We start from the raw sequence: 25,106 nt of genomic DNA, 5'->3' as shown, positions 1-25,106 counted from the left end.
CGGACAGGACCGTACACTTGGCACTCAAAGGCTGGGAGTGCGAGGAGGTGAGCGCGTTGCTGGACGACCGCAAGCTGGCCATTCTCCGCGCCATCGTCGAGGACTACGTCTCCACCAACGAACCGGTGGGGTCCAAGGCCCTCGCCGACAGGCACGCCCTGGGGGTCTCCCCCGCCACGGTACGCAACGACATGGCGGTCCTGGAGGAGCAGGGGTACATCACCCAGCCGCACACCAGCGCGGGCCGCATCCCCACCGACAAGGGCTACCGCCTGTTCGTGGACCGCCTGTCCACGATCAAGCCCATGTCGGCGGCCGAACGCAGGGCGATCGAGTCGTTCCTCGCGGGCGCCTACGATCTCGACGACGTCGTCTCGCGGACCGTCAGGCTGCTGGCGCAGCTCACCCGTCAGGTGGCCGTCGTGCAGTACCCGTCGCTCGTGCGGTCCAGCGTCCGGCACATCGAGCTGGTCCCGATGGCGCCGCGCCGGCTCATGCTGGTGGTGATCACCGACACCGGGCGGGTCGAGCAGCGCGTGATCGAGGTCGCCAACGACGTCTCCGACGACTCGGTGGCCCAGCTCCGCGCCCTGCTCAACACCTGCCTGGACGGCCGTTCGTTCGCGGACGTGCCTCTCGCCGTCGAGGACCTGCCCGACCGCGTCCAGGCCGAGGACAGGCCGGTCCTGGCGGCGGTGCTCTCGGTCCTGCTGGAGACCCTCGTCGAACGGAACGAGGAGAAGATCGTCTTCGCGGGGGCGGCGAACCTCGCCCACGTGGACTTCTCCCGGAGCCTCAGGGACGTCCTTGAGGCCCTGGAGGAACAGGTGGTGTTGATGAGACTGCTGGGGGAGACCGGGGATCCGGCTACCCTGACCGTCAGGATCGGCACCGAGAACCAGATGGAGGGCCTGCGTTCCACCTCCGTGGTCGCGGCAGGCTACGGGATGGACGGGCAGGCGCTGGCCCGCCTCGGGGTTCTCGGACCCACCCGCATGGACTACCCCGGAACGATGGGAGCGGTACGCGCTGTGGCACGTTACGTCGGACAGATTCTGGCGGGGAAGTAAGTGCGCGACTATTACGCGATTCTCGGAGTGGGCCGTGGCGCCACTCCCGACGAGATCAAGAAGGCCTACCGCCGCCTGGCCCGCGAACTGCACCCGGACGTCAACCCCGACGCCGAGAGCCAGGAGAAGTTCAAGGAGGTCACGCAGGCTTACGAAGTCCTGTCGGACCCCAAGAAGAAGGAGATGTTCGACCTCGGCGCCGACCCGTTCGCGCCGGGGGGCGGCGCCGGGGGGTTCGGCGGCGGCTTCGGGGCGGGCTTCCCGTTCAGCGACCTCATGGACGCGGTCTTCGGCCAGGCCGGGGCGCGCGGGCCGCGCTCGCGCGCGCGCAGGGGCCGCAACGCCACGCTGCGCGTCGAACTGGACCTCGCGGAGACGGCGTTCGGCACCACCCGCGAGCTGACCATCGACACCGCCACGGTGTGCAAGGTCTGCTCCGGCAGCGGCGCCGAGGCCGGAACGCACCCCGACACCTGTGACATGTGTCACGGCAGGGGTGAGATCCAGCAGGTGCAGCGGAGCTTCCTCGGCCAGGTGATGACGTCCCGTCCGTGCCCCCAGTGCGGCGGCTACGGGTCGGTCATCCGGACGCCGTGCCGGGAGTGCTCCGGCGAGGGCAGGGTGCGCACCCAGCGGACGATCAAGGTCAAGATCCCGGCGGGCGTCGAGCACGGCACCCACATCCAGCTCGCGGGCGAGGGCGAGGTGGGCCCCGGAGGCGGCCCGGCCGGCGACCTCTTCCTGGAGATCGTGGAGCGCCAGCACCCGATCTTCGAGCGGGAGGGCGACGACCTGCACTGCACCGTCCAGATCCCCATGACGGCGGCCGCCCTGGGCACCACCCTCACGGTGGAGACCCTCGACGGCGCAGAAGAGATCGACATCAGGCCCGGCACCCAGTCAGGCCAGGTCATCCCCCTGTACGGCCGGGGCGCCCGCCACCTGAACGCCAGCGGGCGCGGCGACCTCATGATCCACGTGAACGTCGAGACCCCCACCAAGCTGGACCAGGCGCAGGAGGACCTCATGCGCCAGCTCTCCGCCCTCCGTGGCGAGGAGCGGCCTCCCGGCAAGTTCGCCCCCGGCCAGCAGGGCTTCTTCTCCCGCCTGCGCGACGCCTTCCACACCTGAAGAGACGACGTGGCCGACGCCTACCGCGACGGCTACGACAACCCCTGAGACCGCGGCCCGCGTCCCCCTGAGAGGGGCGCGGGCCGCGGTGCGTCTTGCGTCTGTCGGATGGTTCAGTACATGGCGCCGCGGAGGGTGCGGCCGCCGTCCACGACGATCTGGGTGCCGGTGAGGTAGGAGCCCAGGTCGGAGGCGAGGAACAGCGCGGCCCGCGCGATGTCGTCGGCCTCGGCGAGGCGGCCCAGGGGGTTCTGCGCCGCGATGGCGGCGATGGTGTCGTCGTCCAGGAGGCCGGTGAGGCCGGGCGTGAGGGTGCCGCCGGGGCAGACGTTGTTCACGGTGATGCCGTGGGGGGCGAGCTCCAGGGCCATCGTCTTGATGAGGCCGTGCACACCGTGCTTGGACGCCGAGTAGTGGCCGAGGCCGAGTACCGAGGGGTTGACGGACTCGACGGAGTTCACGGTGATGATCCGGCCGCCGCGTCCCTGCTCGACCAGTTGCCGCGCGGCCGCCTGGGAGACGACGAGGACGCCGAGGAGGTTGACCTCGAAGGTGCGCCGGGCGACTTCGGGGTCGACGTCCACGAACGCGGCGCCGGGGAAGATGCCCGCGTTGTTGACGAGGATGTCGAGCCCGCCGAACGCCTCGACGGTCGCCCTGACGATCGCCGCGGCGTCGTCGGCGTTGCTCACGTCCCCGACGACGGCCTTGACCCGGTCGGCGGTGAACTCCGCGGCGGCCTGCTCGGCCGTCTCCTTGTTGATGTCGGCGATCACGACGTTCGCGCCGACCTCGTGCAGCCGCCGGACGATCCCGAGGCCGATGCCCTGCGCGCCGCCGGTGACCAGCGCGACCTTGCCCGTCAGGTCCGTCAGCTCGGCGACGGAGGGGGTTACGGAAGAGTGACTCATGCCACAAAACATATCATGCACGAAATATCCACTCCACCCCCATTGCCCCAGCTCACCCACAGGGCTTGGCCGTGCGCCGGGACTCGCGGAGTTATCCACAGGGGCGCGAGCGGGGGTGGCGCGGAGCTGGGAGGATGGCGGGGTGAGTGCTCCGGTTTTTGTGGTGGAGGCCGCCGCGCTGGCGGCGGAACGGGTCGTGGTCGAGGGCGCCGAGGGGCGGCACGCGGCGACGGTGAAGCGGTTGCGGGTGGGGGAGGAGGTCGTGGTGACGGACGGGGGAGGCCGGGCGGTGCTCGGCGTTGTGGCGGCGGTCGGGAAGGAGCGGATCGAGGTCGAGGTAAGGGAGCGGCGGGAGGAGAAGGCGCCGGAGCCTCGGATCACCGTGGTGCAGGCGCTGCCCAAGGGCGAGCGGGGCGAGCTCGCCGTCGAGGTGATGACCGAGGCGGGGGTCGACGTGATCGTGCCCTGGGCGGCCGCCCGGTCGATCACCCAGTGGAAGGCCGAGCGGCGGGAGAAGTCCCTGGGCCGGTGGCGGAACGCCGCGCGCGAGGCGGCCAAGCAGTCACGCCGCACGCACTTCCCACGGATCACCGACCTGGAGACGACGGCCCAGGTCGCCGCCCGTCTCGCCGCCGCCCCCCTGGCCCTGGTGCTGCACGAGGAGGCCGCCGAACCGCTCAGCGGGATCGACGTGGCAGGCGCCGCCGAGATCGTCCTGGTGGTGGGCCCGGAGGGCGGGATCTCCCCGGAGGAGTTGGCGGCCTTCGCGGAGGCGGGCGCCGGGCACGTCCTCCTCGGCCCCACGGTGCTGCGGACGTCCACGGCGGGGGTCGCCGCCGCGTCCGTCCTCCTGGCCAAAACCGGCCGCTGGTAGCCGCACGGCGCGGCCCGGCCGATCAGCGGGCGGTGCGCCGGTGGGGAGGGGAGGGGGCGCGCCCCGGCCAGAACCCGGGTGGCCGGGGCGGCTCCTCGCCCGGTTCGGGGGTCAGGAGGGGGTGAGGGTCGCGGTGGGGGTGGGCGGCGCCGTCGAGGGGGCGGGTGTGGGTGTGGTGTCGGCGGGCGGCGTCGGGTCGGGCGTGGCGGCGGGCGGCGAGGGCTGGGGGGTGCCGGAGGGCGCGGGCGTGGCGGGCGCGGGCGAGGGGTGCGGCACCTGGGACGACGGGCTGGGCGCGGGCGGCTGCGGCACGGCCGTTGTGGTGAGGGAAGGAGGGCAGGGCGAGAGCGAAGGGGAGGGCGTTGAGGGAGAAGGCGTCCCGTAGGGCGAGAGACAGGTCGGAGAGGGGGTGGGCGCGCCGTCGGGGCCGATGACGCCGTTGGAACCCGAGGTCGTGGGCGCCGCGGTCTTGGGGTGCTGTTCCGGCACGGTCTCGGTGCCGGGGGAGAGGAACCGGTGGTAGGCGGCGGGTGTCGCGGTGACGGCGACGGTGCCGGTCGCGACGGCGGCGGCCGCCGCGAGCAGGAGTCCCTTCCAGCCCGAGGCGGCCCAGGGGAGCGGACGGCGGGCGGAGGTGCGCTCGCGGATGCGGCCGAGTCCGTCGGGCGACGGCATGACCTGGTCCGCCTCGGCGCGCAGGGCGCGGCGGAGCGCGTCGGCGTAGGGGTCGCCGCTGGTCATGACTGCTCCAGGACGTTGCGGAGCGCGGCCATGCCGCGCGCCGTGTGGCTCTTCACCGCGCCCCGGCTGATGCGCATGGCGGCGGCGATCTCGGCTTCGGAAAGGTCGGCGTAGTAGCGCAGCACGAGCGCCTCGCGCTGGCGGGGCGGAAGCCCGTGCAGCGCGCGGATCACCGCGTCGCGCTCCAGTTCGATGATGGCGCCGTGTTCGGCGCTCTGCACGTCGGGCAGGCCCTTGGGCGCGTACTTCTCGACGACGGCGCGGTGCCGCAGCACCGACCGCGCCCGGTTGACGACGGACTGCCGGAGGTAGGCGAGTGCCTTGTCGGGGTCGCGGAGCCTGCGCCAGGCCCCGTGCATCGCCACAAAAGCGTCCTGGACGACCTCCTCCGCCGTCGCGGTGTCACGCACCAGGAGGACGGCGAGGCGGACCAGGGAGCGGTACTCGGCCCCGTACAGCGCGGTCACGGCCTGGTCGGCGTCCCACGCGGCGGTCACCGCCCGGGGCGGGGCCAGGAGCGTCTCGGTCACATCACTGGGACGCCCGCCCTCGTCGTCCGGTTTACCAAACCGCATTCAGCCGTCCAGCCGCATCGGGGGTACGCCGCCAACTGCCACCATAACCAGACGAAGTACCGCCGCGCCGTGCGAGTCGTGTATCCCGCAGTCGATAGCATGCCGCTCGGACGTGAGGACGGAGGGCTTCGTGGACTGTCTCTTCTGCAAGATCATTTTGGGCGAGGTGCCCGCGCAGGTCGTCTCGGAGACCGAGCACACGCTCGCCTTCCGCGACATCAACCCGCAGGCGCCGGTGCACGTGCTGGTGATCCCCAAGATCCATGTGCCGAACTTCGCGGCGCTGGCCGAGCACCCCGAGGCGCTCGCCGCCGTCGCGGCGCAGGCGGCGGCCGTCGCGAAGGCCGAGGGTGTGGACGCCTCGGGGTACCGGGTCGTGTTCAACACGGGGTCGGGCGCGGGCCAGACGGTGTTCCACGTGCACGCCCACCTGCTGGGCGGCCGGGGTCTGAACTGGCCCCCCGGATAGCGAAAAAGGGCGGATGAGCAGCGGGAACGCCGCGAATCCCCGGTAATTGGACGCGCGCGGGGCGGCCCCCGGTCGGTACGATGGTCAGCAGGACCGGAAACCACGCAGCAGAGGGGTTTTGTGGCCGCCCGCGGCCGGCAGATGACCGAATCAAAGACTTCCCAAGGCGGCGCCGGCAGAACCGGCGCCCGGGCCCAGATGAAGATCGTCGTTCCCGACGACCTTCCGATGGTCGCGCTGCTCGGCTCCGGCGACGAGCTGCTCGCGGTGGTGGAGAAGGCGTTCGACAGCGACATCCACGTGCGCGGCAACGAGATCACCGTCACCGGGGGCACCGAGCCGGAGCTGGTCGCCGAGCTGTTCGCGGCGCTGGTGGAGCTGCTGGGCAAGGGCACCGCCCTCACCCCGGACGCGGTCGAGCGCAGCGTGTCGATGCTCCGCGGCTCCGGCCGTCCGGCCGACGTGCTGAGCCACGACATCCTCTCCTCGCGCGGCCGGACGATCCGCCCCAAGACCGTCAACCAGAAGCGCTACGTCGACGCGATCGACCAGCACACCGTCGTGTTCGGCATCGGCCCCGCCGGTACCGGCAAGACGTACCTGGCGATGGCCAAGGCGGTGAAGGCGCTCCAGGAGAAGAAGGTCAACCGGATCATCCTGACGCGCCCGGCCGTCGAGGCGGGCGAGCGGCTGGGCTTCCTGCCCGGCACCCTGTACGAGAAGATCGACCCGTACCTGCGCCCGCTGTACGACGCGCTGCACGACATGGTCGATCCGGGCTCGATCCCGCAGCTGATGCAGGCCGGGACGATCGAGGTCGCCCCGCTCGCCTACATGCGCGGCCGCACCCTGAACGACTCCTTCATCATCCTGGACGAGGCGCAGAACACCTCGCCGGAGCAGATGAAGATGTTCCTCACCCGGCTCGGCTTCGGCTCGAAGATCGTGGTGACGGGCGACGTCACCCAGGTGGACCTGCCGTCCGGGCAGCGCAGCGGCCTGTCCGTCGTCCAGGAGATCCTGGAGGGCGTGGAGGACATCTACTTCTGCCGCCTGTCCAGCGGCGACGTGGTGCGGCACCGGCTGGTCACCGACATCGTGGACGCCTACGCGCGGTTCGACGCCGAGCAGCCGCCCGGTGGCGGCCCGCGCGGCCCGCGCCGGGAGCGGGGACGCCGGTGAGCATCGAGGTGCTGAACGAGTCGTCGGCCACCGCCGACGAGGTGACGCTGGTCGCGCTGGCCCGGCACGTGCTGGGCCAGCTCCGCATCCATCCGCAGGCCGAGCTGTCGCTGCTGATGGTGGACGAACCGGCGATGCGCGAGCTGAACCTGAAGTGGATGGGCGAGGACAAACCGACGGACGTGCTGGCCTTCCCGATGGACGAGCTGCGGCCCGGCCACCTGTCGGGCGGCACCGAGGACGGCACCGCCGATCCGGGGCTGCTCGGCGACGTGGTGCTGTGCCCGGCGGTCGCCGAGCGGCAGGCGCGGGCGGCGGGCCACGCCACCCAGGACGAGCTGGAGCTGCTGTGCACGCACGGCATCCTGCACCTGCTGGGTTATGACCACGCCGAGCCCGAGGAGCACGCCGAGATGTTCGGCCTCCAGGCGAAGCTGCTGGCGAGCTGGCGGGAGTCGCGCTGAACACCCAGCTGTGGATGGTCGCCGTCAGCGTGCTGCTGGTGATCTTCGCGGGGCTGTTCGCGAGCGCCGAGACGGCACTGTCCCGGGTGTCGCGGGTGCGGGTGGCGGAGCTGGGGTCGGCTCAGTTGTCGGCCGTCGTCGCCGATCCCGCGCGCTACGTGAGCCTGCTCCTGCTGCTGCGCACGTCGTGCGAGGTGTCGGCGACGGTGATCGTCGCGGACCTGTGCATCGGCTGGCTCGACGAGACGTGGCGGGCCTACGTGGTCGCCGCGCTCATCATGATCCTGGTGAGTTTTACGCTGGTCGGGGTGGGCCCGCGCACGCTGGCCATCCAGCACGCCGACAAGGTGGCGCTGGCGGGCGCGGTGGTCGTCCATCCGCTGGCCCGGGTGCTGGGCCCGCTGGTGCGGCTGCTGATCCTGCTCGGCAACGCGCTCACCCCCGGCAGGGGGTTCCGGGAGGGCCCGTTCGCGACCGAGGCGGAGCTGCGCGACCTGGTGGACCTCGCCGAGCAGCGCAGCCTGATCGAGCCGGACGAGCGCGAGATGATCCACTCGGTGTTCGAGCTGGGCGACACGGTGGTGCGCGAGGTGATGGTGCCGCGCACCGACATCGTGTTCATCGAGCGGGAGAAGACGCTGAAGCAGGTCCTGTCGCTTTCGTTGCGCTCGGGGTTCTCGCGGATCCCGGTGACGGGTGAGAACGAGGACGACGTTGTGGGCGTCGCCTACCTGAAGGACGTCGTGCGGCGGCTGCACGAGTCCACCGAGGACGCGTCGGGCGAGCGGGTGGCCGCGCTGATGCGGGAGCCGACCTTCGTGCCGGACTCCAAGCCGGTGGACGACCTGCTGCGCGAGATGCAGGCGGAGCACACCCACGTCGCCGTCGTCATCGACGAGTACGGCGGCACCGCGGGCCTGGTGACGATCGAGGACATCCTTGAGGAGATCGTCGGGGAGATCGCCGACGAGTACGACAACGAGGCGCCCCGCGTGGAGCGCCTGGAGGGCGGCTCGATCCGGGTCACCGCGCGGATGGGCGTGGAGGAGCTGGCCGAGCTGACGGGCGCGCGCATCGAGGTCGAGGACGTCGAGACGGTCGGGGGTCTGCTCGCGCACGCGCTCGGCAGGGTCGCGATCGCCGGGTCCACGGCCGAGGTGGCGGGCCTGCGGCTGACGGCCGAGAGCCTGGCCGGGCGGCGCAACCGGATCTCCACGGTGCTGGTCGAGCCGCTGCCGCCGGAGGCCGCCGAGGGTTGACGCGCCGGGGCCACGGGAACGTCTCTGCCGACGGCGGGGAGTTCGGGGGGGTTCCATGGGGCGCGTCATGTGCTGTGCCGTGTGCGTCGCCGTCGCGGCGTCCGTCGTGGGCTGCGGGACGCGGGAGGCGGCGCCCGCGCCGCCGCCGCAGGGGCCTGAGGCGGCCCTGTTGACGGCGGCCGAGGCGCCGCACGGGTTCCTGCCCGCCGAGCCGCAGGAGGTGTTCCGCGGCGTCGTCCCGTTCGACCGCGACTGCGCCGACCTCTTCGCCCTCGCCGACGGCAGGGGCCAGCGGATCTCGGCGCCGCGCGCGCAGACGGCGTTCTACCGGGCCGAGCCCAGCGCGACGCTCAGCCAGCGGGTGCTGCGGCTGGGTGAGGCCGACGCCCGCAAGGCGGTCGCCGACGCGCGGCGGTTCATCGCGGGATGCCAGGTGGTGGAGGCGGCGGCGGGCCAGGGGGTGCTGAGGCTGGGCCGGGCGCACGCCCGCCAGCCCCGGCTCGCGGCGGCCGACACCGCGGCGGTCGCCTACCGGCAGGAGACGCCGGAGGGCATGCGGATCAGCTACGAGGTGGTCGTGCACCGGGTGGGCGGCGATCTGCTGCTGGTGGCGGGGCCGGCGCTGCTGCGCCCCGGCCAGGAGGGCCCGGCCGCGACGGCCGCGGAGGCGGCCGCCGTCCGGCTGGAACGCGCCGCTAAGGTGAGCCCGTGAACCCCGAGGACGAGAAGCTCATCAAGCTCGCGCGCGCCACCCGCGCGCGCAACGGCGCCGCGGAGGGCGCCGCGGTGCGGGACGAGACGGGCCGCACCTACACCGCCTCCACGGTGGCGCTGCCCAGCCTGAACCTGACCGCGCTCCAGACGGCCGTCGCCATGGCCGTGGCGAGCGGCGCCGAGTCCCTGGAGGCGGCCGCCGTAGTCACCGCGGGCGCCGACCCGGACATCACCGCCGTCCGCGACCTGGGCGCCACCGCCCCGGTGCTGGTCGCCGCCCCAGACGGCACGGTACGCGTCACCCTCTGACATGCGCCTGGCCTCCGGGCCAAGTGAACACGCAAGTCGGGGGCAACCGGTGCGCAAGGGCCTTTCTCCAAGGTGATCAGGACAAGACCACCTTGGAGAAAGGGCAGAGATGTCACGCTTGCTGTACCGCCTGGGAGGGTCGGCCGCGCGGCGGCCCTGGCGGACGATCGGTCTGTGGGTCCTCGCGGTGGCCGTCTTCGCGGGCCTCGCGGCCGCGCTGGGCGGTGCGCTGCAGGACGACTACCGGCTGGAGGGCAGCGGCTCGCAGCGGGCGACCGACCTGCTGACCGAGCGCTTCCCGGCGATGGCCGGGGCCGAGGCGCGGGTCGTGGTGCACGGCGCGGGCCCGCTGGACGCGGCCGAGCTGGCGACGGTCAGGACGCGTCTGGCGGCGCTGCCGCACGTGGCGGGGGTCGAGGGCCCGGCGCCCAGCCCCGACGGCCGCACGGCGCTCCTGACGGTCCGCTACGACCTGCCGGTCACGGATCTGGAGCCGAAGGAGAGCCTGGCCGCGCTGGAGGACGCCGCGCGTGTCCCCGGCGCGCGGACGGAGTTCGGCGGGCAGTTGCCGGAGAACGTGTCGGCGCCGTCGGGCACGTCCGAGGCGGTCGGGGTCGCGGCCGCGCTGGTGATCCTGTTCCTGGCGTTCGGGTCGGTCGCGGCGGCGGGGCTGCCGCTCGCCGTCGCGCTCACCGGGCTCGGCGTGGGCGTCTCGGGGATCACGCTGCTCGCGGCCGTCACCGAGGTCGGCACCACAACGCCGACGCTCGCGATCATGATCGGTCTTGGCGTCGGCATCGACTACGCGCTGTTCGTGCTGACCCGGTTCCGGGAGAACCTCGCGGCGGGCGACGCGGTGCCGGAGGCGGCGGCGTCGGCGAACGCCACGGCGGGCAAGTCCGTGGTGTTCGCGGGGATGACCGTGCTGTTCGCCCTGTGCGGGCTGGTCTTCGCCGGTCTGCCCGCGTTCGTCAGCATGGGGTATGCGACGGGGCTCGTGGTGGCCGCGTCCGTCGCTTCGGCCGTCACGCTGCTGCCCGCGCTGCTGGGTCTGGCCGGACGGCGGGTGCTGCGCCGCCGGGAGCGGGCGGGCGCGCCCGTCGCGGTCGCGTCGCCGAAGGTCGCCGCGTGGGCGCGGCGGGTCGGCGCCCGCCCGGTGCCGTGGCTGCTGGCCGCGCTCACCCTGCTGCTGGCGCTCTGCGCGCCCGCCCTGGCGATGCGCAGTTGGCCGAGCGACGCGAGTTCCGAGCCGTCCTCGACGACGGTCAGGCAGGCGTACGACCTCATCGCCGACGCCTACGGTCCCGGCGCGAACGGCCCGTTCATCGTCGCGCTCGACCTGAAGGACAAGGCGGCCGACCCGGCGGCCGTCAAGGAGCGGCTCGCGGGCCTGGAAGGCGTCGCGTCGGTGGCCGAGCCGGTGCTTTCGCCGGGCGGTGACGCCGCCGCCATCGCGGTCGTGCCCGAGTTCGGCCCGCAGGATGAGCGGATCATCCCGCTTCTGGAGGACGTCCGCGCCGCCGTCCGCCCGCACGGAGGCGACGTCACCGGGCTCACCGCCGTCTACGCCGACGTGGACGACATCGTCACGTCTCGCCTGTGGATCGTCATCCTGGTGGTCGTCGGCACGTCGTGTGTGCTTCTCCTGCTCGTCTTCCGGTCCATCGTGGTGCCGCTCAAGGCGGCCGCGATGAACCTGCTCTCGATCGGCGCCGCCTACGGTGTGGTCACCGCGCTGTTCCAGTGGGGTTGGGGCACCGACCTGATGGGCCTGCCGCACGGCGTCCCGGTGTCCAGCTTTGTGCTGCCGCTGATGTTCGCCGCCCTGTTCGGGATCTCGATGGACTACGAGGTGTTCCTCCTGTCCCGGATCCGCGAGGAATACCTGCGGACGGGCGACGCGCGCGGCTCGGTCGTGTCGGGCCTGGCCGCGACGGGCCGGATCATCACCAGCGCCGCGTTGATCATGATCGCGGTGTTCACCGGGTTCGTGCTCGATCCGGGCGTGGTGATCAAGCAGATGGGCGTGGGCCTGGCCGTCGCCGTCGCGGTGGACGCGACGCTGGTCCGGCTGGTCCTGGTGCCCGCCGCGATGGCCCTGCTCGGCCGCTGGAACTGGTGGCTGCCCGCCTCGCTCGACCGGGTGCTGCCGAAGGTTGACGCGCACGGTGAGAGCGCCCGCAAGGACGAGCTGGAGCTCGTCGGGTGAGTGGGTTCGTCGGGGGTCCTGGCGCTCGTGAGCGCCCGGACCCCGTGGCGTTTTATGATGCCCGCGAGATGGTTCAGATCCGCGCCCTGGGCGCACTGGAAGCCCGCGTGGCGGGCCGGCCCGCCGACCTCGGCGGCACCCGGCAGCGCGCCGTCCTCGCCCGGCTGGTCGCCGCGCGCGGCCGGATGGTGCCGGTGGAGCGGCTCATCGACGACCTGTGGCCGGGCGAGGCCCCGGCGCGGGCGCTGGCCGGGGTGCAGGCTTTTGTGTCGCACCTGCGCCGCGCCCTGGAGCCGGACAGGCCGCCGCGCACGCCCGCCACGGTGCTCGTCACCCGGCCGCCCGGCTACGCGCTGCGCCTTGACGACGCGGCGGTGGACGTCTGGCGGTTCGAGGACCTCGTGCGGCGCAGCGCCGAGCCGCGCGCCGCGTGGGAGTGCGCGGACGCCGCGCTCGACCTGTGGCGCGGCCCGGCCTACGCCGAGTTCGCCGACCTGCCGTGGGCGGAGGCCGAAGGCGTCAGGCTGGAGGAGCTGCGGCTGACGGCGGTGGAGCGCAGGGCGGCGGCGATGCTGCGGGCCGGGGCGGCCGCGCAGGCGCTGCCCGACCTTGAGGCGCACACGGCGGCTTTCCCCCTGCGCGAGGAGCCTTGGCGGCTGCTGGCGCTCGGCCTCTACCAGGCGGGCCGCCAGGCCGACGCGCTCGCCGCGCTGCGCAAGGTGCGCGCGCTGCTCGCCGACGAGCTGGGCGTTGATCCGGGCCCGCCCCTGCAACGGCTGGAACAGGACATCCTGCGGCAGGCCGCGGAGCTGACCGTGGGCGAGCCGGTCTCGCTGGTCCGGCGGACGCCGCGCGCACACGAGCCGGAGCCCGAGGGCGAACCCCTCCTGGGCCGCGAAAGCGAACTCGCCGAGGTGCTGGCCGCCGTCCGGGCGGGAAGGCGGGTCGTGCTGCTGACGGGCGAGGCGGGCGCGGGCAAGACGGCGTTCGCCGAACGGCTGTGCCGTGACCTCGCCGCCGACGGCAGGCGCCAGGCGTGGGGCCGCGCGCCCGAGGTGGACGGCGCGCCCGCCGCGTGGGCGTGGGCCGAGCTGCTGCGCGCGCTGCACGCCAGGCACCCGGTGCCGGACGCGCTCGCCGACGCCCTCGCCCCGCTCCTGGACGACGACGCGCTCGTCCCGGCGGGCGACCTGTCGGTGGCCAGGTTCCGGCTGCACCGTGCCGTCGCGCGGTATCTGGCGGGCCTGTCCGCCGAGACGCCGCTCGTCGTCGTGCTGGAGGACCTGCACCGGGCCGACGCCGAGACCCTGGGCCTGCTCGCGGGCCTGCCCGAGCAGGCGCCGGACGTGCTGTTCGTCGGCACCTACCGGCCGACGGAGCAGACCGGTGCGCTCACCGACACGCTCGCGTCGCTGGCCCGGCACGAGCCCGTCCGGGTCGAGCTCGACGGGCTCTCCGCCGACGCCGTCGCGGACCTCGTCACGCGGGTCTGCGGCCGGGAGGTGGCGCCGCACGTGCTCACCGCCGTGGCCGAGCGCACCGGCGGCAATCCGTTCTTCGTCAGGGAGACCGCCCGCCTGCTCGACGCCGAAGGGCCCGAGGCGGCCTTGCGCGAGGTGCCCTCCGGCGTCGGTGACGTGCTGCGCCGCCGCGTCTCAAGGCTGCCCGCGACGGCCGGGACGGTCCTGCGCACCGCCTCGGTCATCGGCAGGGACGTCGACCCGGATCTCCTCACGGCCGTCTGCGCCGTCGATGAGGAGACGGTCCTGGAAGCGCTGGAGGCCGCTCTGGTGACGGGCCTGCTGGCCGAGGACGGCTCCCGCGTCAGGTTCGCGCACGTCCTGGTCCGCGACACCCTGTACGCCGAGCTGTCCGGCCTGCGCAGGGCCCGCCTCCACGGAAGGGTCGCGGCGGTCCTGGAGGACCTGCCTTCCGCCGACGCCTCAGCCCTCGCCCACCACCACCTGGCCGCCGGAACCGACCTCGCCCGCGCCGCCCACCACGCCGCCCGCGCGGCGGAAGCCGCCGAACGCAGGTTCGCCCACCCGACGGCCGTCGAACTGTGGACGTCGGCCCTGGACGCGCACACGCGCGCCGAAGGCGACCCGCGCCAGGGCATGGAGTTGACCGCGCGGCTCGTGCGCGCGCTCGTCCTGTCGGGGGAGTTCATGCCCGCCCGGGAGCTGAGGCAGGGCGCGCTGCCGACCCTGCGGGAGCTGGACGACCCGGAGCTGACCGCCCGCGTCCTCGGCTCCCTCGACGCGTTCCCGCTGTGGAACATCCGCCGCTACGGGCAGCGCGACGAGGAACTCGTCGCGCTCATGGACAAGACGATCGAGCGGCTGCCCGACGGCGAGACGAAGGTCAGGCTGCTCACGTCGCTGGCGTTCGAGCTGGAGAGCCACCCGGAGGACAGGGGCGGCGAGACGGCGGTGCTCGCCGTCGCGCTCGCCCGGGGACTGGGCGGCGGGGAGCTGCTCGCCTCCGCCCTGCACAGCCTCTACACCAACCGGCACCGCGGCGCCGCCGACCTCGCCCTGCGGGAGGAGATCGCGCGGGAGGCGATCGACGTGGCGCGGGCGCACGGGCTCGGCCAGCATCTCGCCCTCGCGCACCTGTGCCTGCACAAGGTCGCCCTCGGCAAGCTGGACTTCGCGACGGCACGGCAGCAGCTGGACGAGGGCCTGCGGCTCGCCGAGCGGTACCAGATGGCGCTGCTCGTCGGCATCGCCGCCTGGGCGCCCTGCATGGACCTCGCCCTCGCCGGACGGCTGGACGAGGCGGAGGCGGCCTACGAGACGGTCCTCGCGAGCATGGTCAAGCACAGCCTGTTCGGCGGCGAGATCGGCATGGCCTGGGCGGGCCGCCTCAGCATCCGGCTCACCCAGGGCCGGATCGCCGAACTCGTGGACGACGCGGCGGTCCTGTACGCGATGATCCCGGCGGGCGCCGCCCGTGACGCGTACGTGCTCACGCTCGCCGAGAACGGCAGGGTGGACGAGGCGCGCGCGGTGTTCGACCCCGCCGAGGAGATCCGCGCCGACTACATCGAGGACCTGAGCGGCGCGCTCCGGCTGTTGGCCGCGATGGCGGTGAAGGACAGGGCGGCCGTCGAGACCGCCTACACGCGGCTGCTGTCCTACGCCGACCTGTACGTGGGCACGAGCACCGGGGCCGTCGCGCTCTGCCCCGCCGGATGGGTGCTCGGCGAGGCGGCCGCCTTCCTCGGCCTGCCGTCGGCGTCCGACCTGTACGCGCGCGGCGCTGAGGCCGCGCGCAAGGCCGGGTCGCGGTACTGGGAGGAGAGGTGCCTGGCTCAGCCGGCCCCGTAGACGGCCCGCTGGAGCCGCTCGTAGGACGGCCGCGTCAGGCGGAGCAGGAGCCGGAAGACGGGCCCGGCCTGGGCGGTGAGGACGGCGAGGTCGTCCGGGGCGCAGTGCGAGGCCAGGTAGGGCAGCGTCCAGCGGAGCTGGGCGAGGCTCGCGCCCCTGGCCATGCGCTGTTCGCACCGCTTCCAGTCGGCGGCCGTGACGTAGCGCCGGACGACCGGGAAGACGGTCGCCTCCTCGTCGGTGATGTGCTCGTCCAGGAGGTCCCGGAGGTCGGCGAGCGCCTTGGCGCGGGCGACGCCCCGGCCGTCCCGGACGGCGGCCAGGCACGGCTCGATGGCGTTGTGGTCGTCGGTGAGCGGCCCGAGGTCGATCGCGGCCCCCGCGGCCGCGGCGATCACGGGCCACAGGACGGTGTCCTCCTTGGTGTGGTGGCCGTGCACCTCGGCCAGCAGGTGCCCGAGGTGACGCCGTAGGGCCGCCTCCCGCTCCGGCGGGAACGGCAGGTCGCCCTGCTCGGCGGCGAGCGCGGCGAGCCGACGGGTCTCGGCGCGCATCGCCCGGTGCACGATCCGCAGGGTCCGCAGGTCCGGCGCGGCGGCGCTGTCGGGTCGTTCGGGTCGGTGGGGTCGGTCGGGTGTCATGGCACCACTGTCGCCGCGCCCTCTTGCGGCGCTCTTGCGGGCCGCTTGCCGGGCGGCGGGCCGGGCGACGGTCGGGCCACCGGTCCGGATACGGGAGAATCGGAACGTGACGACGTCAGACCAGCCCGAGTTCAGATCCGGTTTCGCCTGTTTCGTCGGGCGGCCCAACGTGGGCAAGTCGACGCTCATGAACGCGCTGGTGGGCGCGAAGGTGGCGATCACCAGCAACCGCCCGCAGACGACGCGCCGGGCCATCCGGGGCATCGTGCACCGCCCCGACGCCCAGCTCGTGATCGTGGACACGCCGGGCCTGCACCGGCCGCGCACGCTGCTGGGCGAGCGGCTCGACAGCCTGGTCCGCGGCACCCTCACCGAGGTGGACGTGATCGGCTTCTGCGTGCCCGCCGACGAGAAGGTGGGCGACGGCGACAGGTACATCGCCCGTGAACTCGCCCAGATCAAGGACACACCGGTCGTCGCGATCGTCACCAAGGCCGACAAGGTGGCCCCGCAGGCGCTGGCCGAGCAGCTCATGGCGGTGGACGCGCTCGGCTCCTGGGCCGAGATCGTGCCGGTCTCGGCGGTCGCGGGGCTGGGCGGCGCCTCGCCCGACCCGTACCAGCTCGACGTCGTCGCCGACGTGCTCATCGGGAGGCTGCCCGAGGGTCCGCCGCTCTACCCCGAGGGCGACCTCACCGACGAGCCCGAGCAGATCCTCGCCGCCGAGTTCATCCGGGAGGCGGCGTTGGAGGGCGTGCAGCAGGAGGTCCCGCACTCGATCGCGGTGGTGGTGGACGAGATGGGGATCCGGCCCGGCAGAACCGACCTGACCGACATCTACGCCCATGTCTTCGTCGAGCGGCCCAGCCAGAAAGCCATCCTCATCGGCCGCAAGGGCGAGCGGCTGCGCGAGGTCGGCACCCGCGCCCGCAAGCAGATCGAGGCGATGCTCGGCACCCGCGTGTACCTGAACCTCCAGGTCAGCGTGGCCAAGGACTGGCAGCGCAACCCCAAGCAGCTCCGCCGCCTCGGCTTCTACGACTGAGCACGCCTGAGCGCTACTGGTCGGCGGCCGGGGGCACGGCCGTGCGCTCGTGCAGTTCCGGCAGTTCGGCGGGCGGCCCGGTCCGCTCGTAGAGCCCGACCTTGCCTCCCTTGTACTTCCATTCGCGGACGAGGGTGAGGCCCGCCTCGTCCAGCGCCGCGCGCTTGGCGGGCGCCGCCGCCTTGGAGCCGGGCAGGAACGCCACACGGTTGTCCACGAGCCACACCCGCGCGTAGGGGGCGAGCGCGTCCGGGTAGGCGGCCTTGGCGATCTCCGCGCCCTTGAGGTCGCCGGTCCTGACGGGGGAGCGGCGCAGCAGGACGTCGGGCAGCCCTTCCCAGGCCGTGGGGTAGGTCGCGAGGAGGGGCCGGAACCGCACGTCGGTGAAGACGAGGCCGTCGCCCTTCTGCCGGTGCTCGGTGACGACGTCGGCGAGCGTGCGCAGGTCGTCCACCCGCGCCTGCTGTCGCCGGACGTCGAGGTTGGCGGGTCCCGCGGCGAGGACGGCGGCGGCCAGGCCCGCGTAGGCGAGCGGCCGCCACGGCAGCAGGTCGAGCCCGGCGGCGACGAGCAGGGCCGCCGCGGGCAGGCAGAACAGCAGGTACCGCTGCACGTAGAGCGGAGAGGCGAGGGAGACCCCGAGCAGCAGGACGGGCGGCAGCACCAGCCACGGCACCGCCACGGCAGCCACGGGTGACCGCCTCGCCACCGCGTAGACGGCCAACAGCAGGGCGGGCGCCATGAAGTAGGGCCCCCACCCGAGCCCTTCGAGCAGGTTGCTGACGTTCTTCCAGGTGGGCTCCGTGATCCAGCCGACCTGGTAGCGCTGCCCCGCCGCCACGTAGGCGAGGCCCGCCAGCGGCACCAGGGCCGCCCCCGTCGCCACCACCCACGACCGCCAGTCCGCCCGACGCGTCAGCAGGACGGTGATCAGATGGGCGGGCAGCAGAAGCAGCGAGAACAGATGCGCCGCCCCCAGCAGCACCACCGCCACCGCATACCAGGCCCACCCGATGCGGCTCCCAACCCGCAGCAGTAGCCAGGTCGCCAGGACGGCGAGGGCCATGACGAGCGCGTACTGGCGTGCCTCCTGTGCGTGCCGCGCGACGAACGGGGACGCCGCGACCAGCAGCCCGGCGATCACGCCCGCCCGTGGTGAGGCCAGTTCGCGGCCCAGCGCGGCGGTCAGCCCTGCCGCGACGGCGGCGGCCAGCGCCGACGGCAGCCGGAGCGCGATCACCGAGTCGCCCGCGACGGCGGTCCAGCCCTGCATGAGCACGTAGTAGGCGGCGTGCACGGCGTCGATCTCGCCGAGCACCCGGGCGAGCTGCGGCAGTGATCTGCCCGCGAGTTCGGCGGTGACCGCCTCGTCCCGCCACAGCGAGGGCGTGCCGAGCCGCCAGCAGACGGCGGCGAACGCCGCGAGGCCGGTCAGCAGCGGCAGCGCTGCGGCGGAGAGCGGGAGGCGGGTCTTCATCGCGGAAGGAGGCTACCGGTGGACGCCTCGTGCGGGCGATTCGAGGCGATCTACCCCGCTTCGCCGGGGGTGCCCGCCCCCCGGTCCGGTGGCCGTCCTTGGTCATCTTCGCGGACGGGCGGGAGCAGCCGTTCGCCACGGATACCCTGGCGCCTCGGTACGTCTGTGGGCATATCGCCCACATGGTGCCGGGTCCCTCTGTACGTTGAAATCCGCACCCCTCGGAAAGGGAGAGCCCGATGGTCGTCCTGCTCGGTGTGTCGGTCTGCTTCCGGACCGTCGGTGAGGGCATGTTCCACTGTCCGTCGTGCGGCGGCGACCGCCGCTACCGCCGCAGGGCGGGCCGCAGGTACGTGTCCGTGTTCTTCCTGCCGGTGATCCCGCTGGCCAGGCTCGGGCAGACCGTGGAGTGCCGCTCCTGCCGCACCCGGTTCAACACCGGGGCGCTGCGGACGCCGACGGCCGCCCGGATGGAGGCGGCGCTGCCCGCCGCCGCCCGCGCCGCCTGCTGCCTCGCCCTCGCCGCCGGAGACCCGACGTCCACCGCCGCCCGGATCCGCGCCGTGGACGTGGTGCGCGGCTACGGCGAGGACGCCTACGGCCCCGACGAGCTGGTCGGCGACCTGGAGATGCCCGAGTCCTTCCACCGCGAGGAGATCGCCACGACGGGCGCCCAGCTCGCGGTCGAGGCCAAGGAGTGGTTCCTGGCCCAGGTCGTCAGGGTGGCGCTGGCCTCGGGCGACCCCCTGTCGGGCACGCAGCGGGACGCCCTGCACCGGGTCGCCGAGGCGCTCGGCATGAGCCACGCGCACGCGCTCGGCGTGATCCTGACCACCACCGAGGGCGCGTCCCGATGATCGCGGCCCCGGCGCGGCGGGGACGGACGGCCCTGGTACGGGCGCCGGGCCCGCGGCTGGCCGAGGGCCTGGTCACGCACATCGGCCGCGCGCCGGTGGATCTCGACGCGGCGCGGGCCCAGCACGACGCCTACGTCGCCGCGCTCGACGCCGCCGGTTTTGACGTGCGTTACGTGGAGCCCGCCGACGACTGCCCGGACGCGGTGTTCGTCGAGGACACCGCCGTCGTCTGCGGCGACACCGCGATCCTGGCCAATCCGGGCGCGCCCGAGCGCCGTCCCGAGGTCGCCGGGACCGAGCGGGCGCTGCGCGAGCTGGGCGTGGAGGTGCGCGCCCTGGGCGAGGGCTGCACCCTGGACGGCGGCGACGTGCTCCTGGCCGGGGACACCTGGTACGTGGGCCGCTCCGGCCGCACCGACGACGAGGCGCTGTGCCGGTTCGCGCCGCTGATGCCGGGCCGCAGGGTCGTCGGCGTCAAGGTCACCGGCGCGCTGCACCTCAAGACCGCGATGACGGCGCTGCCCGACGGCAGCCTCATCGGCGCCCCCGACTTCGTGGACACCTCCGGCCTGCCCGGACTGCGGGTCGCGCCCGAGGCCGCGGGCGCGCGGGTGCTGGTCCTGGGCGAGGACCACGTGATGGTCGCGGCGAGCGCGCCGCGCACCGCGGCCCGGCTGCGCGCCGACGGCTGGCGAGTCACGGTTCTTGACATCGGCCAGTTCGAGGCGCGCGAAGGCAGTGTGACCTGCCTTTCCATCCTCATCTGAAAAGTAACCTTTCAGTACTTCCCGCAGGGTGAGACTCCTCAACGCGCCATGATTCACCGTTTGTTCACATGGTGGTACTTCGGTAATGCGCAATTAACATGATGACCGGATGCTCGAAATACGGGTCCCAGAGGTTGTTCCCGACAAACAACGGGGAACCACGCCCGAGGAGAGCAAGTGCGCATTACCCCCCTGCGGAAAATGGCGGTGCTCATGGCCGCCTCCGCACTCGCGCTGACCGCCTGCGGCGGCACCGAGGAAGAGTCCGGCAGCAGCGCGAACGCCAATGAGATCAAGGTCGGCATCCTGCACTCCCTGAGCGGCACCATGGCCATCAGCGAGGTCACGGTGCACAACTCCGAGCTCATGGCGATCGAAGAGATCAACGCCAAGGGCGGCGTGCTCGGCAAGAAGATCGTGCCCGTCATCGAGGACGGAGCCTCCGACTGGCCCACCTTCGCCGAGAAGGCCCGCAAGCTCATCCGCAGCGACAAGGTCGCCACCGTCTTCGGCGGGTGGACCAGCGCGAGCCGCAAGGCCATGCTGCCGGTCTTCGAGCAGGAGAAGGGCCTGCTCTGGTACCCCGTGCAGTACGAGGGCCTGGAGTCCTCGCCGAACATCTTCTACACCGGCGCGACCACCAACCAGCAGATCATCCCGGGCCTGGACTACCTCAAGTCCGAGGGCAAGAAGAAGATCTTCCTGGTCGGCAGCGACTACGTCTTCCCGCGTACCGCGAACAAAATCATCAAGGCCTACGCCGAGGCCAACGGCCTGGAGGTCCTGGGCGAGGAATACACCCCGCTCGGCCACACCGAATACGGCACGCTCGTCTCCAAGGTAATGGCGGCCAAGCCCGACGCCGTTTTCAACACCTTGAACGGTGACAGCAATGTGGCCTTCTTCAAGCAGTTCAAGGCCGCCGGCGGAAGCGCCAAGACCCTGCCCGTCCTCTCGGTGAGCATCGCCGAGGAGGAGGTCGGCGGCATCGGCGTCGACAACATCGTCGGCCAGCCCGTCGCCTGGAACTACTACCAGACGACCGAAGGCGACGTGAACACCAAGTTCGTCGAGGCGTTCAAGGCCAAGTACGGCGCCGACAAGGTCACCTCCGACCCGATGGAAGCCGGCTACAACGCCGTCTACCTGTGGGCCGCGGCCGTCGAGAAGGCGGGCAGCACCGACGTCGAGGCCGTCAAGAAGGCGGCCGACGGCATCGCGCTGGACCTGCCGGAGGGCAAGGTCACGATCGACGGCGCCACCCAGCACGTCTACAAGACCGCCCGGATCGGCGTCATCCAGCCGGACGGCCTCATCAAGGAGGTGTGGAACTCCGGTGAGCCGATCAAGCCGGACCCGTACCTCAAGGACTACCCCTGGGCCGCCGGTCTCTCCTAGGCCCCACAGCGAGGTCACCTGAACACGGGGCCACCCGGCGCACCGACGCCGGGTGGCCTTCCGCATGGACAAAGACTCCGCAGGGAGAAAGGAAAGGAGGGGGACCATGCTCAGCCAGTTGCCGATCGGACTCAGCATCGCCGGGGCGCTTCTGCTCATCGCCCTCGGCCTGACGTTCACCTTCGGCCAGATGGGCGTCATCAACATGGCCCACGGCGAGTTCATCATGGCCGGGGCCTACACCGCGTACATGCTCCAGGGCGTCTTCAGCGGCCAGGCCGTGCTCGCCGCCCTGCCCGTCGCGTTCCTCGTCGCCGGCCTCATGGGCCTCGTGTTGGAACGTTTCGCGATCCGAAGATTCTACGGCCGACCACTCGACACCCTGCTGCTCACCTGGGGCGTCAGCCTGGTGCTCCAGCAGGTCGCGCGCGACATCTTCGGCGCCCCCAACGTCAACGTGACCGCGCCGTCATGGCTGGACGGGCGGCTCACCCTCGGCTCCGTCGCCATCCCCTACACCCGGCTGTTCATCATGGCGCTCGCCGTCGCCTGCGTCGTGGCGATCTGGGCCTACATGAACCGCTCCAAGCAGGGCCGCAGGATGCGCGCGGTCATGCAGAACCGCGAACTGGCCTCCTGCTCCGGCGTGGTCACCGAGCGGGTGGACCAGCTGACCTTCTTCATCGGCTCCGGCCTCGCGGGCGTCGCGGGCGTGGCGCTCACGCTCACCGGCCCGATCGGCCCGACGCTCGGCACCAACTACCTCGTCGACGCCTTCCTCGTCGTCGTCGCGGGCGGCCTCGGCCAGCTGCGCGGCGCGGTGCTCGCCGCCGTCGCGCTCGGCATGCTCCAGTCCTACGTCGAGTTCTGGACGGACGCCAGCGCCGCGAAGGTCGTGGTGTTCGCCGCGATCATCGCCTTCCTCCAGGTCCGTCCGCAGGGCCTGTTCGTCATGCGCTCCCGGGCCCTGACATGAGCGCCCTGACGCGGGGCAAGGCCCTGCTCACCGGCAAGTACCGGGGCTACGTGGTGTTCGTCTCGGTGGCGCTGCTGCTGCTCGCCGTCGCGCCCGCCGCGCTCGACCCGTTCCGGCTCAGCCTCCTGGCCAAGTACCTGTGCCTGGCCATCGCCGCGCTCGGCATCGGCCTCGCCTGGGGCCAGGGCGGCATGATGACGCTCGGCCAGGGCGTCTTCTTCGGCCTCGGCGGCTACGCCATGGGCATGCACCTCAAGCTGACGGAGGCGGGCGACAACGGCCTGCCGGACTTCATGACGTGGAGCGGCGTCGAGGAGCTGCCCGCGATCTGGGAGCCGTTCCGCAACCCGGTGTTCGCGCTCGCGATGGTCGTGGTGCTGCCCGTCGTGGTGGCGACCGCGCTCGGCGTGCTGGTGTTCCGGCAGCGGGTGCGCGGCGCCTACTTCGCCATCCTCAGCCAGGCGCTCGCCGCGGCGTTCGTCATCTGGCTGGTCGGCAACCAGGGCCTCACCGGCGGCACCAACGGCCTCACCAACTTCTACGACATCTTCGGCATGTACCCCGAGGAGGACTCGACCAAGACGACGTTCTACTTCATCGTCGTCATCGCGGTCGGCGTCCTGTACCTGGTGGCCCGGCACATCGTCCGCAGCCGGTTCGGCCGCCTGCTCGTGGCGATCCGCGACGGCGAGGACAGGGTCCGCTTCCTCGGCTACAACCCGGCGACGGTCAAGACCATCGTCTTCGCGACGTCGGCGGCCATGGCGGGCATCGCCGGCGCCCTGTACGTCCCGGTCGTCGGGATCATCTCGCCGGCGCTGCTGGGCGTCGTCCCGTCGATCGAGCTGCTCGTCGCGGTCGCCATCGGCGGCCGGTTCTCGCTGGCGGGCGCGCTGCTGGGCGGCGTGCTCATGAACTGGGCGCGCACCACGTTCTCCGAGAGCATGCCGGACGGCTGGATCTACATCCAGGGCGGCCTGTTCATCCTGGTGATCCTGGTCGCGCCCAAGGGCATCGCGGGCCTCGCCGGGCAGATCGGCGACCTCGTCGCCCGCCGCCGCGCCCTCAGGACGGCCCCGGCCCCCGCGCCGGAGCCGGGAGTCAAGGAGGAGGTGCCCGTATGAGCGCCGAGACCGGGGAGACGGAGATCGGCGGCGCCGAGACCGTCGCGTCCGAGACCGTCGGGGACGCGCCGAAGTCCGGGCTGCTGGAGCTGCGCGACCTCATGGTCGTGTTCGACGGCTTCAAGGCGATCAACGGGGTGAACCTGACCGTGGGGGAGGGGGAGCTGCGGTTCCTCATCGGCCCCAACGGCGCGGGCAAGACCACGCTCATCGACGTGATCACCGGGCTGACCAAGCCGACGTCGGGCACCGTGACGTTCGCGGGCACGTCGCTGATCGGCCGCAAGGAGCACCAGATCGTCCGGATGGGCATCGGCCGGACGTTCCAGACCTCGGTGGTGTTCGAGGAGCTCTCGGTCCTGGAGAACATCGACCTCGCCGCGACGTTCCGCAGCCCGCTGGTCCGGCTGCTGCGCCGGCGCAGGGGCGTCTCCGACGAGGTCGCGGCCGCGCTGGAGACGATCGGCCTCCAGGACCTGGCCGACCGGCCCGCGGGCATCCTGTCGCACGGCCAGCGCCAGTGGCTGGAGATCGGGATGCTCATCGCGCAGGGCCCCAAGCTCCTGCTGCTCGACGAGCCCGTCGCGGGCATGAGCAAGGACGAGCGGGAGCGCACCGGCGAGCTGCTCACCGAGATCGCGCGCGACCACACGGTGATCGTCATCGAGCACGACATGGAGTTCCTGCGCAGGTACGCCTCGACCGTCACCGTCCTGCACGAGGGCACCGTCCTGGTGGAGGGCGACGTGGCGGCCGTGCAGGCCGACCCGCGCGTCCAGGAGGTCTACCTGGGCCGCAAGAAGGAGGACGCCGCGTGATGCTCAAGGTCGAGGGCCTGGAGGCCGCCTACGGCCGGGCCAGGGTCCTGTTCGGCGTCGACTTCGAGGTGGACGCCGGGCAGCTCATGTGTGTGATGGGCCGCAACGGCGTCGGCAAGACCACGCTGCTCAACTCGGTGATGGGCGTGCTGTCCCCGACGGCGGGCAAGGTGTCCTTCCAGGGCGAGGACGTCACCCGGCTCAGGACCCACGAGCGGGTCAGGCTCGGCATGGGCTACGTCCCGCAGGGCCACGAGACGTTCCCGCAGCTGACCGTCCAGGAGAACCTCCAGGTGACGCTGGAGGCGACCCGGCACCGGGACCGGAAGGCGCTGGACGAGGCGCTGGAGGCGTTCCCGAGGCTGGTCCCGCTGCTGAAGCGCAAGGCGGGCTTCCTGTCGGGCGGCCAGCAGCAGCAGTTGGCGATCGCGCGGGCGCTGGTGACCCGGCCGAAGATGCTCATCCTGGACGAGCCGACCGAGGGCATCCAGCCCAACATCGTCCTGGAGATCGAGGAGGCGATCGAGCGGCTGCACGCGAGCGGCCTGGCGATCCTGCTCGTCGAGCAGTACCTGGAGCTGGCCCTGCGGCTGGCGGACAGGTTCGTGATCCTGGAGGGCGGCTCGGTCGTCCACGCGGGCGAGAAGGACGACCTGCGCGACGAGCGGGTCGGCCGGATGCTCGCGGTCTAGGCGGCGGGGGCGGGGGGGGGGGGGGGGGGGGGGGGGGGGGGGCCCCCCGCGGGGGGGGGGGGGGGGGGTTT

The 25,106-nt window shown here is 72.6% G+C and carries 24 protein-coding genes; 19 read left to right on the top strand and 5 right to left on the bottom strand.

The features are described 5' to 3' along the window. Positions 1-56 precede the first annotated feature (56 nt). Together hrcA and dnaJ are read left to right on the top strand one after the other, a co-directional pair. Positions 57-1,070, top strand: a complete 1,014-nt coding sequence (gene hrcA, locus LO762_RS30805; RefSeq protein WP_230619852.1) for a heat-inducible transcriptional repressor HrcA — start codon at positions 57-59, stop codon at positions 1,068-1,070. Continuing rightward, positions 1,071-2,201 carry a molecular chaperone DnaJ gene (gene dnaJ / locus LO762_RS30800; RefSeq protein ID WP_230619761.1) on the top strand — a complete coding sequence of 377 codons (1,131 nt, stop codon included), beginning with the start codon at positions 1,071-1,073 and terminating at the stop codon, positions 2,199-2,201. Positions 2,202-2,314: 113 nt separating this feature from the next. Here the strand turns inward: dnaJ and LO762_RS30795 are convergent, their stop codons facing one another. Continuing rightward, the gene (locus LO762_RS30795; RefSeq protein ID WP_230619760.1) at positions 2,315-3,112 is read right to left on the bottom strand and encodes an SDR family NAD(P)-dependent oxidoreductase; all 798 of its coding nucleotides are present in this window, start codon (positions 3,110-3,112) and stop codon (positions 2,315-2,317) included. Positions 3,113-3,254: 142 nt separating this feature from the next. On the opposite strand from LO762_RS30795, the gene LO762_RS30790 reads away from it, so the two are divergent. Then, a complete protein-coding gene (locus tag LO762_RS30790; RefSeq protein WP_230619759.1) occupies positions 3,255-3,986 on the top strand; it encodes a 16S rRNA (uracil(1498)-N(3))-methyltransferase in 732 nt (243 codons plus the stop codon). 111 nt (positions 3,987-4,097) lie between these two features. Here the strand turns inward: LO762_RS30790 and LO762_RS33255 are convergent, their stop codons facing one another. Both LO762_RS33255 and LO762_RS30780 read right to left on the bottom strand, forming a co-directional pair. After that, on the bottom strand, positions 4,098-4,727 hold the full coding sequence (locus LO762_RS33255) for a hypothetical protein (protein ID WP_230619860.1): 630 nt from the start codon (positions 4,725-4,727) through the stop codon (positions 4,098-4,100). Further along, positions 4,724-5,257: a SigE family RNA polymerase sigma factor gene (locus LO762_RS30780; RefSeq protein ID WP_374201608.1), complete on the bottom strand. Its 534-nt coding sequence runs from the start codon at positions 5,255-5,257 to the stop codon at positions 4,724-4,726. Before LO762_RS30780 ends, LO762_RS33255 begins: the two co-directional genes overlap by 4 nt. Before the next feature lie 175 nt (positions 5,258-5,432). On the opposite strand from LO762_RS30780, the gene LO762_RS30775 reads away from it, so the two are divergent. The 8 genes from LO762_RS30775 to LO762_RS30740 all read left to right on the top strand — a co-directional run bounded on the left by LO762_RS30775 (position 5,433) and on the right by LO762_RS30740 (position 15,240). Continuing rightward, the gene (locus LO762_RS30775; RefSeq protein WP_230619757.1) at positions 5,433-5,771 is read left to right on the top strand and encodes a histidine triad nucleotide-binding protein; all 339 of its coding nucleotides are present in this window, start codon (positions 5,433-5,435) and stop codon (positions 5,769-5,771) included. Between the two features lie 198 nt (positions 5,772-5,969). Then, positions 5,970-6,953: a PhoH family protein gene (locus LO762_RS30770; protein WP_308104843.1), complete on the top strand. Its 984-nt coding sequence runs from the start codon at positions 5,970-5,972 to the stop codon at positions 6,951-6,953. Beyond that, the gene (gene ybeY / locus LO762_RS30765; protein WP_230619755.1) at positions 6,950-7,417 is read left to right on the top strand and encodes an rRNA maturation RNase YbeY; all 468 of its coding nucleotides are present in this window, start codon (positions 6,950-6,952) and stop codon (positions 7,415-7,417) included. Before LO762_RS30770 ends, ybeY begins: the two co-directional genes overlap by 4 nt. 14 nt (positions 7,418-7,431) lie before the next feature. Further along, entirely contained in the window at positions 7,432-8,676 is a 1,245-nt protein-coding gene (locus tag LO762_RS30760) for a hemolysin family protein (RefSeq protein WP_230619754.1), read from the top strand. Positions 8,677-8,731: 55 nt separating this feature from the next. Further along, positions 8,732-9,388 carry a hypothetical protein gene (locus LO762_RS30755; RefSeq protein WP_230619753.1) on the top strand — a complete coding sequence of 219 codons (657 nt, stop codon included), beginning with the start codon at positions 8,732-8,734 and terminating at the stop codon, positions 9,386-9,388. Next, the gene (locus LO762_RS30750; protein WP_230619752.1) at positions 9,385-9,699 is read left to right on the top strand and encodes a cytidine deaminase; all 315 of its coding nucleotides are present in this window, start codon (positions 9,385-9,387) and stop codon (positions 9,697-9,699) included. The genes LO762_RS30755 and LO762_RS30750 overlap by 4 nt, the downstream gene beginning before the upstream one ends. 109 nt (positions 9,700-9,808) lie before the next feature. Next, on the top strand, positions 9,809-11,908 hold the full coding sequence (locus LO762_RS30745; RefSeq protein WP_230619751.1) for an MMPL family transporter: 2,100 nt from the start codon (positions 9,809-9,811) through the stop codon (positions 11,906-11,908). Positions 11,909-11,976: 68 nt separating this feature from the next. Next, positions 11,977-15,240 carry an AfsR/SARP family transcriptional regulator gene (locus LO762_RS30740; RefSeq protein ID WP_230619750.1) on the top strand — a complete coding sequence of 1,088 codons (3,264 nt, stop codon included), beginning with the start codon at positions 11,977-11,979 and terminating at the stop codon, positions 15,238-15,240. Here LO762_RS30740 and LO762_RS30735 read toward each other — a convergent pair. Next, positions 15,225-15,881, bottom strand: a complete 657-nt coding sequence (locus LO762_RS30735) for a hemerythrin domain-containing protein (RefSeq protein ID WP_230619749.1) — start codon at positions 15,879-15,881, stop codon at positions 15,225-15,227. The two genes, LO762_RS30740 and LO762_RS30735, sit on opposite strands and share 16 nt — an antisense overlap. Positions 15,882-15,987: 106 nt before the next feature. Between LO762_RS30735 and era the strand changes: the two genes are divergently transcribed. Beyond that, positions 15,988-16,926 carry a GTPase Era gene (gene era / locus LO762_RS30730; protein ID WP_230619748.1) on the top strand — a complete coding sequence of 313 codons (939 nt, stop codon included), beginning with the start codon at positions 15,988-15,990 and terminating at the stop codon, positions 16,924-16,926. Positions 16,927-16,939: 13 nt separating this feature from the next. Here the strand turns inward: era and LO762_RS30725 are convergent, their stop codons facing one another. Then, on the bottom strand, positions 16,940-18,403 hold the full coding sequence (locus LO762_RS30725; RefSeq protein WP_230619747.1) for a glycosyltransferase family 39 protein: 1,464 nt from the start codon (positions 18,401-18,403) through the stop codon (positions 16,940-16,942). Between the two features lie 239 nt (positions 18,404-18,642). Between LO762_RS30725 and LO762_RS30720 the strand changes: the two genes are divergently transcribed. From LO762_RS30720 to urtE, 7 genes are all read left to right on the top strand, one after another. After that, entirely contained in the window at positions 18,643-19,260 is a 618-nt protein-coding gene (locus LO762_RS30720; protein WP_230619746.1) for a zinc-ribbon domain-containing protein, read from the top strand. After that, complete coding sequence (locus LO762_RS30715) at positions 19,257-20,027, top strand: dimethylarginine dimethylaminohydrolase family protein (protein WP_230619745.1); 771 nt, start codon at positions 19,257-19,259, stop codon at positions 20,025-20,027. Before LO762_RS30720 ends, LO762_RS30715 begins: the two co-directional genes overlap by 4 nt. Before the next feature lie 201 nt (positions 20,028-20,228). Then, on the top strand, positions 20,229-21,425 hold the full coding sequence (gene urtA / locus LO762_RS30710; protein WP_230619851.1) for an urea ABC transporter substrate-binding protein: 1,197 nt from the start codon (positions 20,229-20,231) through the stop codon (positions 21,423-21,425). A gap of 106 nt (positions 21,426-21,531) precedes the next feature. After that, positions 21,532-22,401 (top strand): urea ABC transporter permease subunit UrtB, encoded by an 870-nt coding sequence (gene urtB, locus LO762_RS30705; RefSeq protein ID WP_230619744.1) that lies wholly within the window; start codon positions 21,532-21,534, stop codon positions 22,399-22,401. Further along, positions 22,398-23,525, top strand: coding sequence for an urea ABC transporter permease subunit UrtC (urtC, locus tag LO762_RS30700; protein ID WP_230619743.1), 1,128 nt, complete (start codon positions 22,398-22,400; stop codon positions 23,523-23,525). The genes urtB and urtC overlap by 4 nt, the downstream gene beginning before the upstream one ends. 101 nt (positions 23,526-23,626) lie before the next feature. Further along, positions 23,627-24,343, top strand: a complete 717-nt coding sequence (gene urtD, locus LO762_RS30695; RefSeq protein WP_230619850.1) for an urea ABC transporter ATP-binding protein UrtD — start codon at positions 23,627-23,629, stop codon at positions 24,341-24,343. Continuing rightward, positions 24,343-25,035, top strand: coding sequence for an urea ABC transporter ATP-binding subunit UrtE (urtE, locus tag LO762_RS30690; protein ID WP_230619849.1), 693 nt, complete (start codon positions 24,343-24,345; stop codon positions 25,033-25,035). The genes urtD and urtE overlap by 1 nt, the downstream gene beginning before the upstream one ends. Positions 25,036-25,106: the final 71 nt, after the last annotated feature.

Origin of the sequence: Actinocorallia sp. API 0066, from assembly GCF_020991275.1 — a bacterium.
Lineage (GTDB): Bacteria > Actinomycetota > Actinomycetes > Streptosporangiales > Streptosporangiaceae > Actinocorallia.
The sequence above is the reverse complement of the archived record's forward strand: the minus strand, read 5'-3'. Positions and strand labels throughout refer to the sequence as shown.